General features: G+C 44.0%; 17 protein-coding genes. 8 read left to right on the forward strand and 9 right to left on the reverse strand.

The window, feature by feature from the left end; translation table 11 throughout:
* Window positions 1–97 precede the first annotated feature (97 nt).
* Window positions 98–961, forward strand: coding sequence for an AraC family transcriptional regulator (locus AC787_RS13440; protein ID WP_054025249.1), 864 nt, complete (start codon window positions 98–100; stop codon window positions 959–961).
* A gap of 72 nt (window positions 962–1,033) precedes the next feature.
* Here AC787_RS13440 and AC787_RS34365 read toward each other — a convergent pair whose 3' ends face one another.
* From AC787_RS34365 to AC787_RS13450, 3 genes are all read right to left on the reverse strand, one after another.
* Window positions 1,034–1,183 carry a hypothetical protein gene (locus AC787_RS34365; RefSeq protein ID WP_162531871.1) on the reverse strand — a complete coding sequence of 50 codons (150 nt, stop codon included), beginning with the start codon at window positions 1,181–1,183 and terminating at the stop codon, window positions 1,034–1,036.
* A 37-nt stretch (window positions 1,184–1,220) separates the two neighbouring features.
* Window positions 1,221–1,619 (reverse strand): VOC family protein, encoded by a 399-nt coding sequence (locus tag AC787_RS13445; protein ID WP_054025250.1) that lies wholly within the window; start codon window positions 1,617–1,619, stop codon window positions 1,221–1,223.
* 639 nt (window positions 1,620–2,258) lie between these two features.
* Window positions 2,259–3,809, reverse strand: a complete 1,551-nt coding sequence (locus AC787_RS13450; RefSeq protein ID WP_054025251.1) for a hypothetical protein — start codon at window positions 3,807–3,809, stop codon at window positions 2,259–2,261.
* 223 nt (window positions 3,810–4,032) lie between these two features.
* Here AC787_RS13450 and AC787_RS13455 point away from each other — a divergent pair, with 223 nt between their 5' ends.
* From AC787_RS13455 to AC787_RS13470, 4 genes are read left to right on the forward strand one after another with little or no spacing between them, the layout of a single operon-like run.
* Window positions 4,033–4,995, forward strand: a complete 963-nt coding sequence (locus AC787_RS13455) for an ABC transporter ATP-binding protein (protein ID WP_054025252.1) — start codon at window positions 4,033–4,035, stop codon at window positions 4,993–4,995.
* On the forward strand, window positions 4,992–5,738 hold the full coding sequence (locus AC787_RS13460; protein ID WP_054025253.1) for an ABC transporter permease: 747 nt from the start codon (window positions 4,992–4,994) through the stop codon (window positions 5,736–5,738). The genes AC787_RS13455 and AC787_RS13460 overlap by 4 nt, the downstream gene beginning before the upstream one ends.
* Window positions 5,739–5,773: 35 nt before the next feature.
* The gene (locus AC787_RS13465) at window positions 5,774–6,370 is read left to right on the forward strand and encodes a hypothetical protein (RefSeq protein ID WP_054025254.1); all 597 of its coding nucleotides are present in this window, start codon (window positions 5,774–5,776) and stop codon (window positions 6,368–6,370) included.
* Window positions 6,363–6,686, forward strand: coding sequence for a winged helix-turn-helix domain-containing protein (locus AC787_RS13470; protein WP_054025255.1), 324 nt, complete (start codon window positions 6,363–6,365; stop codon window positions 6,684–6,686). The genes AC787_RS13465 and AC787_RS13470 overlap by 8 nt, the downstream gene beginning before the upstream one ends.
* Window positions 6,687–6,757: 71 nt before the next feature.
* Here AC787_RS13470 and AC787_RS13475 read toward each other — a convergent pair whose 3' ends face one another.
* A complete protein-coding gene (locus AC787_RS13475) occupies window positions 6,758–8,314 on the reverse strand; it encodes an ABC-F family ATP-binding cassette domain-containing protein (protein ID WP_054025256.1) in 1,557 nt (518 codons plus the stop codon).
* A gap of 174 nt (window positions 8,315–8,488) precedes the next feature.
* Here AC787_RS13475 and AC787_RS13480 point away from each other — a divergent pair, with 174 nt between their 5' ends.
* On the forward strand, window positions 8,489–9,064 hold the full coding sequence (locus AC787_RS13480; RefSeq protein ID WP_414730937.1) for a TetR/AcrR family transcriptional regulator: 576 nt from the start codon (window positions 8,489–8,491) through the stop codon (window positions 9,062–9,064).
* A gap of 105 nt (window positions 9,065–9,169) precedes the next feature.
* Window positions 9,170–10,372: an MFS transporter gene (locus AC787_RS13485; protein ID WP_054025258.1), complete on the forward strand. Its 1,203-nt coding sequence runs from the start codon at window positions 9,170–9,172 to the stop codon at window positions 10,370–10,372.
* 143 nt (window positions 10,373–10,515) lie between these two features.
* Here AC787_RS13485 and AC787_RS13490 read toward each other — a convergent pair whose 3' ends face one another.
* Both AC787_RS13490 and AC787_RS13495 read right to left on the reverse strand, forming a co-directional pair.
* Window positions 10,516–10,869: a hypothetical protein gene (locus AC787_RS13490; RefSeq protein WP_054025259.1), complete on the reverse strand. Its 354-nt coding sequence runs from the start codon at window positions 10,867–10,869 to the stop codon at window positions 10,516–10,518.
* A 154-nt stretch (window positions 10,870–11,023) separates the two neighbouring features.
* Window positions 11,024–11,467: a DUF3888 domain-containing protein gene (locus AC787_RS13495; RefSeq protein ID WP_054025260.1), complete on the reverse strand. Its 444-nt coding sequence runs from the start codon at window positions 11,465–11,467 to the stop codon at window positions 11,024–11,026.
* Between the two features lie 250 nt (window positions 11,468–11,717).
* Between AC787_RS13495 and AC787_RS13500 the strand changes: the two genes are divergently transcribed.
* A complete protein-coding gene (locus AC787_RS13500; protein WP_054025261.1) occupies window positions 11,718–12,491 on the forward strand; it encodes a DeoR/GlpR family DNA-binding transcription regulator in 774 nt (257 codons plus the stop codon).
* A gap of 73 nt (window positions 12,492–12,564) precedes the next feature.
* Here the strand turns inward: AC787_RS13500 and AC787_RS13505 are convergent, their stop codons facing one another.
* The 3 genes from AC787_RS13505 to cysC all read right to left on the reverse strand — a co-directional run bounded on the left by AC787_RS13505 (window position 12,565) and on the right by cysC (window position 14,587).
* Window positions 12,565–13,104: a hypothetical protein gene (locus tag AC787_RS13505; protein WP_054025262.1), complete on the reverse strand. Its 540-nt coding sequence runs from the start codon at window positions 13,102–13,104 to the stop codon at window positions 12,565–12,567.
* Window positions 13,105–13,277: 173 nt separating this feature from the next.
* Entirely contained in the window at window positions 13,278–14,000 is a 723-nt protein-coding gene (locus AC787_RS13510; protein ID WP_054025263.1) for a Stf0 family sulfotransferase, read from the reverse strand.
* A 23-nt stretch (window positions 14,001–14,023) separates the two neighbouring features.
* On the reverse strand, window positions 14,024–14,587 hold the full coding sequence (cysC, locus tag AC787_RS13515; protein ID WP_054025264.1) for an adenylyl-sulfate kinase: 564 nt from the start codon (window positions 14,585–14,587) through the stop codon (window positions 14,024–14,026).
* Between the last annotated feature and the right edge of the window lie 165 nt (window positions 14,588–14,752).

Consider the following 14,752-nt stretch of genomic DNA (forward strand, 5'->3'; position numbering starts at 1 on the left):
TCATCTATACAGGAAGGTGTATTTGATCAGACATCCATTAAGTTGACAATTCATCCGCTAAAATTTATATGATTATACCAAAGAAGAGGGTGTTCGCTTGAAGAAGCTGAACGAGATCGCGCCTCATGTCGGAGATTCTATGTATTACCTGTATGATGGCAGCTCTAACGAGAAGCTGCGCATTTGCAGCGTCTATGCTTTTCATCTATTTACAGATGGTCCCGGGGAAATGGAGATTGACGGAAAGATGTATCCGATCAACAATCGAACGTTAATCTTTCTTAGGCCAAAGCAGCCACACGCCTTCCATATTTCATCAGATCATCCGCTGTCCTCGTATAATCTTTATTGCGATCTCTGGGAACAGTCCAATCCCGTCTCTGCCAATCGAACCTTCATTTACGCCCCAGAGCCGTTCGAGCTGAATACGGTCGCAGCTTCTTTGGCGTGTGATGAACTTGGCAGCTTGCCATGCGTATTTTCATTGCAGCCTTACCCAGAGCTCTACGATTCCTTCTTAATGCTCGCTAAGCTCTATAATGATTCGCAATACTACCGAACAGATATGATGAACAGCTTGCTCTATGCATGGATTCTTAACTGGTATAATACGATTCATACGCATCGGCCTACTGACTATCGTATCGTTCGCTTGCTCACACATTTAAATGCTCATCCCGAGAAGCGCGAGTCAGTCGAGACGTGGTGGGAGTTTTGCGGCCTGAAGCGAACCTACTTTCATGCTTTGTTTTTACGCGAAACCGGACTCACACCAAAAGCTTACCATCACAAACTGCTCATGAGACGCGCTTCCCATCTCTTGCTCGAAAGCGAGCTGAGTGTTACCGCCATTGCCGACAGGCTTGGTTATGCTTCTATCCATCCGTTCACTCGGCATTTCAGTGCCTTCTATGGTACCAGTCCAAAACAATATCGCATGCAGCCTCAGTCAGAGAAATGATCACACAAGTGCGGAACCACGAAAAATAGCTGTAAGCACAAATTTGTGCTTACAGCTACAAAGCAGTCTATCTTACTCATCTATAAGTACACATACGTGCTTAAGCAGCGGAAACAACTGCACTTGATCGACCGACTGCTGTTGGCGAAACTTGATCGTCTTACGCTCGGGAGAACCTTCAAACAGCCCTTCTGGCAAATCGAGATAGGCGGTTTGGCTCATCGAAATTCAATCCCTATCATGGTCTCGTAGAAATGAATTAACCTTGCTGCACGATCATCCATTTGATCCCGAACTTGTCTACGACCTCGCCGTAGTACGCCCCCCAGGCTTGCAGGTCCAACGGATATATCTGCGTGCCGCCCTCCGCGAGGTTGGTGTAGGCTTGGCGTGCCGTATCCACGTCTTCGAAGGCCAGTCCGAAAGCGAGACTTCCCTCCGTGCCGACCGGACCAAAGGCATCGGACAGAAAAAGCACGTTCCCTCCGGCTACCGACAACACCATGTGCATCACTTTGTCTTGGATCCCCTCAGCTGCGCCGGGCAGTTGGCCGTGTGTCATCAAGGATTGAACCTCGCCGCCCAATGCTTGGATGTAGAACTCGGCTTGCTCTCTAGCATCTGTCGAAACGATGTACGGAGTTAACTTTGCATTCATATAAATCTTCCTCTCTAGGTTTGGTTGTACCAGGATTACAGGCGATTTATACGCTCCGAGATCCGGCCTCTATATGAACGACGAACGCGAGACAAGAAAATCGACACGCTCGCAAAATCTTTTTTTAAAATATTTATGGTGAACCCAATCGACGTGTCTGGAACCTCGAAAAATGGCTGTAAGCACGCATATGCGCTTACAGCCACAAAATATCCTATGTTACTCTTCTGTAAGCACTCATACGTGCTTATTGAGCGAATTCGACGTGTGTGGAACCTCGAAAAATGGCTGTAAGCACGCATATGCGCTTACAGCCATAAAGTAGCCTATGTTACTCATCTATAAGCACACATACGTGCTTATTGTGCGAATTCGACGTGTGCGGAACCTCGAAAAATGGCTGTAAGCACGCATATGCGCTTACAGCCAGAAAATATCCTATGTTACTCATCTGTAAGCACTCATACGTGCTTATTGAGCGAATTCGACGTGTGCGGAACCTCGAAAAATGGCTGTAAGCACGTATTTGCGCTTACAGCCACAAAATATCCTATGTTACTCATCTGTAAGCACTCATACGTGCTTATTGAGCGAATTCGACGTGTGTGGAACAACAAGAAATGGCTTTAAGCACGCCTCTTACTTGAAGACTGTTAACAACGCTTTAGCTTCCTCATGCGCTGGCTCAAGCATCAGAACGCGATGCGTATATTCCGACGCTTCCGTCTCATCGCCCTCTTCATAGCAGCAAACCGCCAGCTTGTAGAATGCTTCTACAGTAATCGTTCCATCCTTCAGTGATTGCTCAAAATACATCCTCGCATCCTCATACAACTCCAGCTCATAGAGCAGGTTGCCGCAGTCCAAAGCTAAATGATGCTGCTCATTCATCGGATAATAACCAGCCCACATCATTTGAATGCCTTGTCGCAAATCTTCCGCTTCTTCGCCGCTGCTCTCCGGCAGCAGGAACTGTATGCGCTGAGCGCTTTGAATGAACAATTGCGCATCATAGCGGCTCAATCGCCAGAAGGCTAGAATAGAGTACAGCTCCAACGATTCAAGATGCTCGTCGAACCATAGCTTCATACTAAAGAAATCATCCGGTCCAAAACGCTCGACAAAACGGCGGTAAGCTAAACGTGTGTTAGCGTAGCTTGCAGGCTGCTCCAGCATGATAATGCAGCCCACATTCAAATTTTTATAGTGATGCTCGGTAAAATAGGATAACGCACCCTTTTGCTCAAAAACATGCTGTATCGCATGGTAATTGGCCGTTAGCGAAAAGCTCCCGTGATGAATAAGCTTGGGAGGTTCGGCAAATTCCCAGTTCTCCATTCGGTGATCGCCCTTATCTGCCGTAAGAAGTACAAACCCCACTTGCGATAAACGTCCGAGCCGCTCAAGACAGTCCAGCCCAATCTCCGGGAAGAGGATATGCGAATCCTCAAGCTTTTGCTTATAAAGCTCGATCACATTCCGATATGGATACGACTCCTCTTCATATTCAGCAGCTCTTCGATAATGATACTCGGGCACCATTCTCCCCAGCATGTCTGATGCGGCAGTTCCATCCGCCTCAGCAGCAGGAAACTCCAAGGAAACTCTGCATTCAAAAATGTTGCCTTCATCTACATAAATTAACTCCTGCGGAATGCTGTCAAAAAAATAATTAGCAATAATCAGCAGCGGCTGCTTCAAGTCAGCTGGCCTTATCGTGTCGCCCGATTGCGTCAGCTGCAGCTCTATATCCCGCACCGCATCAAACTTAGCGAAATCGAGTATTCCCTGCTGGACGAACGGGTGCAAGCTTGGATGCTGCTGCCAATAGGTAATATTTTTGACTGGCAAATCACTTATGATATAACGAAACGGCGGAAGCTCTATACCTGCAAAATCTATCATTTCACATAACTCCGTAAGCACTTGAAAGGCTAATCGGCCCGAACCCGCTCCAAGCTCAAGTATCGTAACTGGTTCCTCCGCTATACCGTCCAGTCTTGCTCTATCCTGCAGAAATCCAAATATGATCTCCGCATAAGCCGTCGCGATCACAGGATTATTCGTAATGTACTGCGGCACTTCCTCGTTCTGCCATGCCTCAATGCCCTGCTCTTCAAAATAAGCACGCTGGAGCTCCCAAATAGGCGCTTCGCTAAAACGGTAAATAGGCTGTTCGCTCTTGTTCATTCTTTTAAACCTACTTTGCTTAATTTAATAAAAGGATTACAACAGACCCTATCCAAGTATCCTAGGTCAAATCCATCAGCTTTAAACCTAGCATCTGCTTGCTGTGTTGTCTATACTGAGCATTTTTCGCTTCGCCCCTCCTATTGGCTGTCCACTATGTTAATAAAAACAAATATTGACAATTATATTCATTCAGATTACTCTGAATTACAGAGTTATCTGAATGAATATAAATGAATATACCTTTGAAAGGAATGGAGCCATGCAGACCGTCATTAAACTCGATCAATTATGCAAGCGGTATGGTACCACTATCGCCGTCGATCATATTACGATGCAAGTGAATAAGGGAGAAATCTTCGGCATTGTAGGTCCGAATGGTGCTGGAAAAACAACAATAATCGAAATTCTCGAAGGTTTGCGAACCGCAGACAGCGGCGTTGCACTGGTCTTAGGCAAGGACATCCGCAAGCATTCGCAAGAAATTAAACAGCGAATCGGTGTTCTGCTGCAATCCACGTCCATGCCGGAAAAAGCTAAAGTTAAAGAAGTGCTGCACATGTTCGGCTCGTTATACAAAAAAACGGTAGATCCAAGTGAAATATCGGCATTCCTCGGTCTCGAGGATAAGCAGAACGCCTTCATCAAGTCGTTGTCCGGCGGGTGGAAGCAGCGCGTATCGCTGGCACTCGCTTTAATCAATGATCCGGAAATCATTTTTCTCGATGAGCCGAGCATGGGATTGGACCCGAACGCCCGCAATGAGATGTGGGAAATGATTCATCGCTTGAAGAAGCAGGGTCGGACGATTGTCGTTACGACTCACTACATGGAGGAAGCTGAATATTTGTGTGACCGAATTGCAGTAATCAGCCGTGGGAGGCTGGTCGCCCTCGATACCCCGCAGAAGCTAATCGCCATGCTGGGCGGAACAAAGCGTATCAGCTTCAAAAACCCAGGAAAAGCAGACAAAAAACGCTTCACTGAGCTTGCGTATGTCGCCTCTGTCGAGTACGAACCAGATATGATCAGGCTGCATTCGAGCGATATCGATGAAACATTAAAACAGCTGTTTCACTTGGCTGCACAGGATGATTGGACGGTCAGCGGGCTGCGGCTCGAGGATGCTTCTATGAACGATGTCTTTACCGAAATGACCTTGCAAGGTAAGGGGGCTGTGAGATGAATGCATTAATGCGTCTTATTGCTTTTGATTTCCGATTGTATTTGCGCGATTGGCTGACGATATTTTGGATGCTCGTGTATCCGATTCTGATGCTGCTTATTTTTGGTTCCATATTCGGCAATCAAGCTGGTGCGGTGGAAGGCGCTCTTTTCATTGATTCTTATATACCCGCACTATGTGGCATGAATGTCATAACCGTATCCGTGTTCACGCTGAACATCAATATGATTACGCAGCGGGAGAGCGGTATACTGCGAAGATACCGGGTTAGCCCCATTCGTTCGAGTGCGGTACTGTTATCCCAATCCATTCAAGGCATCATTCTCGTAATGGCGGGTGCCATCGAGATTATCGTCATCGCCAGCTTAGTCTGGGATATTAAGTTCTCTGTATCTTCCATGCTCCTGCTCTTCGTTTGCCTGTTATTTGGTTGTCTCAGCTTCTTCAGCCTTGGCTTTGCCTTGTCTGGCCTTACCAATACAGCAGGTGCAGCTAGCGGTTTAGCTATGGCCGTATTCTTCCCAACTCTGTTCCTATCTGGCATTGCCATGCCCGTTGATATTTTGCCCACATTCATGCAAAGAGTAAGCGAATGGCTGCCCATGTCCTATTATGTGGATCTTGTTCGTGGCGTATGGCTGGGTGAACCCATTACGTCGTTTGGACTTGAATTTGTTATTATGATTGGATTTGCGATTTGCTGCTGGGTGCTTGCGCTTCTCCTGTTCAGATGGGAGAAATAAGGTGAGATTTGTTTTACGATTAAGGAGTGGTTAGGTTGAACAAAGAGCAGGATGCGGCACATGCTACAGAGTCTCTCCAGGCTTTGCGCGATATCGATTTTATAAAACAAATCATAACAAGAAATAAGAAGAAAATAGATCAATCCCCGCCTTATTTATTCATTTGGGGAACCTACCTGATGCTGGGGATGATAGGCATGCAGTTCGACAGCACAACGTGGCCGATGTGGTTTTGGCCTATTGGCTCGGTCGCGGGTTCTATTCTCTCCGCCTTTATCGGTATTCGGCAATCTCGTCATAGCGCCTCACGAACCGGCGGCACCAACGGTTGGATGTTTGGGCTGCCTTTCCTGGTTATGATGGTGGCGGGATTTTTTATGATGGCGACGGGCATGGTGAACACCCAGTACATCCCTTTGTTCTGGTTCATGCTCGTTGGCATTTTGTATGTCTCCATGGGTGCGATCTTGGGAAAAGGTCCGATGATGATCGGCATATGGTTTATTGTGCTTTCCGCAGCGACACGGCTCTTTTTTCTCGACTATCAATTTTTGGTACTAGGACTGCTCGGTGGCGGAAGCGTCATCTTAGCAGGGGTATGGCTGCAGCTGCGTAGAGGGCGTCATGAGTGACAATCTGCTGGATGCAATCGATGATACTATACATGCCAAAGCGCGCCTCGGCATTATGAGCTTGCTTATTGTACATGGCGAATGCGACTTCAGCTTTCTTCGCGGCGAACTAAACCTAACCGAAGGAAATTTGGGCAACCATATCCGTGTGCTTGAGGAGGCTGCTTATATTCAGGTGAATAAAACGTTCGCCGGAAGACGGCCGAAAACGATCTGCTCACCCACCCAGCTGGGTCTAGACATGTTTCAGCAATATGTCGAGGGATTGGAAAAAATCATTCAAATGACGCGCCTCATAAAGAAAGAATCCGAATAGCTAACCCTCATAATAAAAAGCCTATCTAACCATTAAAGGTTAGATAGGCTTTTTTGACATTGTAGGACGGATTAAAATACTTTCGTCGTCCAAGATTCACAGTTCCATGTATCCGTTACAACATCACGATAAAACTCAGGTTCGTGAGAAATAAGCAGAATGCTGCCCTTGTACGCCTTTAGGGCACGTTTTAGCTCGTCCTTCGCATCCACATCCAAGTGATTGGTCGGCTCATCCAGTACTAGCAGGTTCGTCTCACTGTTGATGAGCTTGCAAAGGCGAACCTTCGCCTTCTCGCCACCGCTGAGCACCGCAATCTTGCTTTCAATATGCTTTGTCGTAAGCCCGCATTTCGCGAGTGCCGCGCGCACTTCGAATTGGGAAAGAGAAGGGAACTCCTTCCATACTTCCTCAATACAGGTATTATAATTCGTATCCTTAATTTCCTGTTGGAAATAACCGATTTGTTGATGCTCTCCACGTTGAACAGTGCCTGACAAAGCCTGAATTTCGCCTAAAATACTGCGCAGAAGCGTCGTTTTACCAATACCGTTCGCCCCTACGAGCGCAATCTTCTGACCGCGCTCCATACGAAGGTCGAGCGGCCGGGACAAAGGACTGTCATAACCGATAACAAGCTCCTTCGTCTCGAATATAAGCTTGCCGGAAGTTCTTCCATCCTTGAAGTTAAACTGAGGTTTCGGCTTTTCCTTCGCAATCTCAATGACATCCATTTTATCAAGTTTCTTCTGCCTCGACATCGCCATGTTCCGGGTCGCTACACTCGCTTTGTTACGCGCAACAAAGTCCTTCAAATCAGCTATTTCCTGCTGCTGACGCTTATAAGCAGATTCAAGCTGCTGCTTTTTCATTTCATGAACCTGTTGGAAGTATTCATAGTCGCCAACATAGCGGTTCAGCTCTTGATTTTCCATATGATAAATGAGGTTAATTACGCTGTTTAGGAATGGAATATCATGCGAGATGAGAATAAAAGCATTCTCGTACTCTTGCAGATAACGCTTCAGCCATTCGATATGCTGCTCATCGAGATAGTTCGTAGGCTCATCCAGAAGCAAAATGTCCGGCTTCTCCAGCAGCAGCTTCGCTAGAAGCACCTTCGTCCGCTGCCCTCCGCTCAGATCATTAACGTCCTTATCAAGTCCAATATCGGTAAGCCCGAGTCCTCGAGCCGTTTCGTCAATTTTCGCATCAATCATATAGAAATCCTGATTCGTCAGCGTGTCCTGAATCGTTCCAACATCCTCAAGCATCTGCTCAAGTTCCTCTGGCGTTACATCGCCCATTCTGCCGTACATATCGTTCATTTCTTGTTCCATATCGAGCAGGTACTGAAAAGCACCCTTCAGCACGTCGCGCATCGTCATTCCTTTGTTTAGAACCGCGTGCTGATCGAGATAGCCTACGCGCATGCGCTTGGACCATTCTACCTTACCGTCATCAGGCTGAAGCTTGCCTGTAATGATGTTCATAAAAGTGGACTTGCCCTCGCCGTTAGCGCCGATGAGTCCAATATGCTCGCCTTTTAGCAGGCGGAAGGATACGTCATTGAAGATCGCACGATCTCCAAAGCCGTGGCTTAGTCGTTCTACATTTAATATGCTCATGAATGACACCTTTTCTTTTGGAATATTATCATTTTATTATAAACGTTAAGGGGCCTACAACTCAATAAGCGCAGTTCGCGATTGACAATAACAAGGCAAGCAGGTAATATTGATTAATAAAACTATTTTAGTTTTTTTAGTTTTATCTAGTCTAAAAGTTCTCTCTCAGGGGGTATGTTCTTGATAGATCGTATTATGAAAGCATTTATCGAAGAGATTCATAATAACGGAATTAAATTCACCATGGACGATTTAGCATCTCGGCTTGGAATTAGCAAACGAACATTGTATGAGCATTTCCCTTCTAAGGTAAGTATTTTGGATGCAATCATTGAGCAGACTTTAAGTGAATTCGATGTGAAAACAGCTTTGATCGTTCAAGACACAAACTTATCCATTATAGAGAAAATCAGAGGCATAGTGACGCTGCTAACCAAACATTATGAATTATATGATATACGTATCTTGGAGCAAATGAAGCGTTACTATCCAGAGCAATGGAAAAAAATTGATGATGCGCTGACGGATGACTGGGATGCATTGCGCAGCGTAATTGAGCAAGGCATTCACGAAGGTATCATTGTTTCCAAAAATATCTCTATCATCATGAAGTTAATGATCGACGCAGCAAACTCAACACTTGATCAACGCTTTTATCAAAAAAATGATATTACGCTTACCGAAGCTTTATCCACCATTGTCGATATTATTCTATTTGGTCTAGTGCCAAGAGATACAGGGGGAGAATAAAAGCCAACGCTTTTATTCTTTTTTAAAACCACCATAAAACTATAAAAACAAAAATAGTTTCACAAGTTCAAATTAAATTTATAGAAACATAATAGGTGAAACATCATGAAAACATTATTTAGAAATCGCGTTTATTTATTAGTGACGGCTTCAGATTTATTACAAAATATAGGTACATGGATACGGAATATTGCTTTGCTCTTTTTCGTATTGGAAAAATCAAATAATGACCCTGTTGCTGTGTCGATGCTAACGGTTATAGAATATTTTCCTATCTTTGCAGTCGCCCTTGTAGGCGGGGCACTCGTTGATCGGTGGAATCCCAAAAAAACGATGATTATAGCTGATTTGTTAAGTATCGTATCTATTTTGCTCATCATTGGCGTTTTAGATTTAGGATTTTGGCCAGCCATTTATATCGCCACTTTCGTATCGACTATTATTACACAGTTCTCTCAGCCTTCATCTATTAAGCTCATTAAACGTTATGTGGAAGAACAGCATGTTGGAGCAGCAGTTGGTTTAACGCAAAGCATGAACTCGATTTTCATGATTATTGGACCTGTGATCGGTACTGCTATTTACGTTAATTTTGGCTTAATGGTATCCTTGTACAGCTTATTGATTCTGTTCGCCCTTTCTGCCACCTTTCTTTCGTTTCTTCCTAAACAAACCCGTGAAGAGAAAAAAGAAAACAGCTCTGTTTTGAAAGAAATCAAAGAGGGAATGATCTACCTTCGCCACAATAGAATATTGATTGTCATCGCCGTCTGGTTTGCCATTGACGGTCTGTCTTGGGGACTCATTCAACCACTCGATGTATTTATATTGACGGAGCGACTGCAATTACCAAAAGAAAATCTACAATGGTTCAGCATGTTATATGGAGTCGGAATGTTAGCAGGGGGATTAATGGCTGCCGCTATAGGCAATCGTTTTGAAACTCGAAAAATATTTACCGTTGTTATTATTGTAACGGCGACAGGAGTGCTTGTTCAGGCGCTTTCCACTTACGTATGGTTAACCGCGTCGTTCCATCTGCTGGTAGGTGTTTTTTATACCGTACTGCAAGTATTGCTTAATATGTTATTTATTAAATCCGTACAGGATGAATATGTTGGCCGCGTTAACGGCGTGATGGTTCCTGTATTTATAGGGTTTATGTTAATCGGTACGTTTTGCTCAGGGTTTTTGAAAGAAGCGACCTCCTTGATTTTTGTATACGGGACTTCCAGCTTCGTACTGCTGCTAACGCTGCCCATCATAAGCAAATTAAAGCCAAAACATTTGAGTAAAATGAAGCACTAGCCGCTAGGGTTAAAATGAAAGAAAACACCCAACTATTCTCGCGAAAAGACGAACTCGCAAGTTAGATGGGAGATTAGATCCAAACCGCATGGTTTGGCATATATTTAGCACTTTTTTTAAAAACATGATTGTTCTAAATTACTTTATCTACTTTTTGTTGTGCGACGCGAAGTTGCGGCTACCCGTGATTTTGCGTCGTATTTTTTATTTTTCATTCTTGCCTGTTTACTGGATAGGCTGCTGACGGTTGCTTTCGGTCCAAAAAACGAACCAACTACTTTGAAAGTTGGAGGGATCTGTTGAACGAAGCCAAACAACTGCTGCATTCTTCCCATCATGGACATGATTCCATCAATACCACCGATTCGACTAAACATAGAACCTGCTCTTTCAAAAGTAGGCTCAAAAGTAGAATCAACCGGTTGACTAAAGTCATTAAATGGTTCATCTACAGTAGGAAGAATTGCGCTTATACGAGCTCTTTTTCTTCTTTCCACTTCGAATCACATTCCTTTTCTTAGTAATGTTGAAATAGGACTACTTCAAAATATGCCAGTCATCCTCTATCGGTATAGTTAATCATCTATAAAGCTTAAATTTGTACCTTTTTAGTTGACTGTTATTTTAATGACATACTTTGCAGAATCGTTATCATTTTAAAATATCTGCCCAGTTAGGAGGAAAATCACTCTTCTGCGGCCCTTTTACATGCTTCCAGCTGACCAGCTTTACATTATCCGGATTCACTGGAGATATGTCGAATGTTAATTGATCCTCTCCGACGGGAATGTGCGGACCAATCGTAGGAATGACATCAAGTGTAATAGAAAAATGAAAACCTCTAAACCCATTCACGCGCTGTACCTTTTCAACATTCACAAAATAAGGATAGACCTGTGGTGATTCAGTCAATATATTCGAATAAATCTCATCTATTTTCTTATCGATATGCGGTAACAGAAACAGCATCAGCATGTCCTGGAACATCAGCTCTTTTGAATCTTGCGGTCGTTCATCCATCATAGCCGTACTTGGATCTTGCATTATAATCAGCATTGCAATGAACAGAACAATCGCAACCACTCTTCTTTTCATAGGGCTGAGTCTCCTTAGTGAACGTTGTGTAAAGTATGCCTAAAGAGATTCTTTTTATGTAAAAGAGTTGTCTTGTGGATAGATCGTTAAGATCGTTAATGTTGACTGTTGTTGCCCCTAACACATAGTCCTTCATTCAAAACGTGCATAAAACAGAATAAACATGAAATATATTCATTGACAAAGCCGAATATAAACGCATAATATGGAATTGTAACTGGTTATGATATCCAAAAGGAGGCGATTCGATTTGTTTACTGATGAGCGTCGTGACAAGATTATTGAACTGCTACAGAAAAATGGTCGTGTACTTGCAAAGGAACTAGCGGATATGTTTGAATTATCGATTGATTCGATCCGAAGAGATCTATCCATTATGGAGGAGAAAGGACTGCTTAAACGTACGCATGGTGGCGCAATACCAGCATCTAAAGTTCGCAGCACCCCGCTCCCGCCGGACCTTCGCTACAAAGAGGGGGCACCGCATCAAGATGCAATATCGAAATTAGCAGCCTCTTTTATACAAGAAAAGGATACTGTTTTTATAGGCAGTGCGGGCATTCATTACGGCATGTTAAAGTTTCTGCCTGACGTACCTTTTACTGTGGTTACGAATGCAATAAGAGTGGCTGACGCTTTGAAGGATCGTGAAGCCATTGATGTATATTTGATAGGCGGCAAAGTGAAAAGCTCGGGAAACATTTCCGATACACTCGCTAATCAGTTTCTTAGACAATTCACTTTAGACCTATGCTTCGTTACTGGGGGCGGCATTTCCAAAAACGGGGTAAGCACCTCTTCTCCAGAAGTTGCTTCATTAGGCAGAACGGCGGTGGAAATTTCTAGAAAACGAATTTGCCTAGCCCCTCATGAGAAACTAGGAATCGATTTTTTTGCAAAAGAAGGCCCCATTACCGATATGGATCTATTGATAACCGATAATGAAGCTAGCATAGCTGCCATTGAGGATATTGAGAACAAAGGTGTAAAAGTGTTAATTGCTCAGTCTGCCGAGGTTTCTTAATCCTTCTTCGATCGGGGCTGCTGCTGCAGCTCCTTCTTCCTAATAATCAACCTAGAGTAGAAGATTGCAAGGATCACTTACGTTTATTTGCATCCGTGCGAACAATAAATGTAAACTCCTTTGTTTTATCTTCTTTATTGATCAGCCGAAATCCGCGAATGGTTGCACCTGGTTCATAATCGTTAAACTGGGAGCTAAGAGACGTCCATATATTTTCATTAAGAACAAAGGAGCCCTTTCCCTTATCGAATTCTATAGTCTTGGTGTTTGTCGGTAACGGTTTATATTTAAGCGTACCATCCTCTTTCAAAATATAATCCAGTAATTCGTACGCATCTGATTTCTTATCTTTCATTTCAATATGTATCGTTTCACCCAGTTCAACATACGGGACGGCAGCATCTACCTTACTCATCGCAGATTCAAAAGAAACCGATTCTTTAGAACCAACAGTCCCCGTGTCCTGCGATTTTACAACATATTGGATTTCGGTTTTCCCTGCTTTGACTGCTATTTCTGATAAACTTTTTGTATTATTTTCATGCTCATTCGTACATGCAGCAATAACAAAAAGTATAGCTAAACAGAAGCTAACAACAAATGTTTTTCTCAACTACTTCCCTCCCTCTTATTTCCAAATAATCACAATAGTTCAGACGATTCAGTTGAACCTTTTGTTTCAATCTTTGACTGTTTTGTCATATAATCTGCACAAAAAAGCAGCTGCAGTTTAAAACTCAACAACTGCCGCTGCCTTTAAAAATAAGTATCCTCAATTAATCGCGATCACCACGCTTTTGTTTCCCAATCAGCTTGCCGCTCTTGACGGTAGCGCTGCACCCACTGCTCTGCGACATCATCAGCTAACTTGTCAAAAGCAGGCGGAGCAACTTTTACTGATTCAGCCCGGATGTTCAGAAACTCTAGTACCTTCCGTACTGTCGCATCATATTCGAGGATAAAATCTTCATAAACGATCGTCAGTGGAACGATCCCTTCTTCCGAGAAGAAGTCCTCCATCGCAGCTTCCCGAAGCGAGCTTTCGATGTACAAATGGTTGATGGCATCAAAATTATACTTATCGGCAATATCATGCTCTTGCGGCTTTTGACCATGCTGCCTATGCCACTCCCCCGATACAATCGCTCGCCACCAGGATACGGCTAATCGCACCTTGTTTCTTCTTGTCATATAGATGTGCTTATTGCAATTTGGAAAAGCTGCACGCCAGACGCTTGCTTTTGTCGCTGTCTCTGGCAATTGAAAAATGTTTCGAAATGCAGTAATCCACTCGGCATTTAAACTCGTCTTCAAACCAAAAACACCATTGGACGAAGTGCCATCCTTCCACATCTGCTCCATTTGTTCCAGCGTCATCGTCTTGGGGTCTTTGGAAAGCAGCCATTCCCCAGGATCTCCAGCTACTCCAGTTGATGAAAGAGCCTCGTTCAGCAGGGTACTCCCTGTTCGCTGTGAAAACCATATCGTATAACTTTGTTCCGGTATCATTCGTATATCACCCTTTCTATATTCTATGTATTGTTCAATCGGGATTCGATGTACGCAACAAGCGCTTTTATAGAATCATCTACGTTATGCCGTTCCGTGTCGATGATCATATCAGGCTGCATGGGCGGCTCATAGGGAGAATCGATTCCCGTAAAATCCTTTATTTCTCCGGATCTAGCTCTGCGATACAACCCTTTTGGATCACGTTGTTCACATGCCTCCAGCGAGCATTTTACATAAACTTCAGCAAAATCATTTGGTTTAAACCGTTGCTTGATCTGTTTTCGGAACGATTCATAGGGGGAAATCATCGGCACAAGGACGACAAAACCCTTTTCTAGGAACATGTCCGCAACTTCCATAGCACGACGCATATTTTCCAATCGAGCCTCTTCCGTAAACCCAAGATCACGATTCAAGCCTAGCCGTAACCGATCGCCGTCAATGATGACGCATCTGATCTCACGCCTGAGCAGTTCACTCTCCGCCCCGCATGCGAGCGTCGTTTTGCCCGAACCGGATAACCCCGTTAGCCAGAAAATCGCTCCGTTATGACCATTCCACTTTTCCCAACTCGTCCTCTGCATCACAGCATTCTCCTTTCTATGTGGAGCTGCAGCCCACCATTTCATCTATTTGTTTCTAGTATAGAAAATTGGGATGTATACGGGCAAGGTAATGATTCATTATAGCCGTTTATGAGAGAGATACTTCCACCACTTTCAAGCCAAACTGAAATAGCGCGCACCGAT

Source organism: Bacillus sp. FJAT-28004 (genome assembly GCF_001280845.1).
In the GTDB taxonomy this organism is placed as follows: domain Bacteria; phylum Bacillota; class Bacilli; order Paenibacillales; family Paenibacillaceae; genus Pristimantibacillus.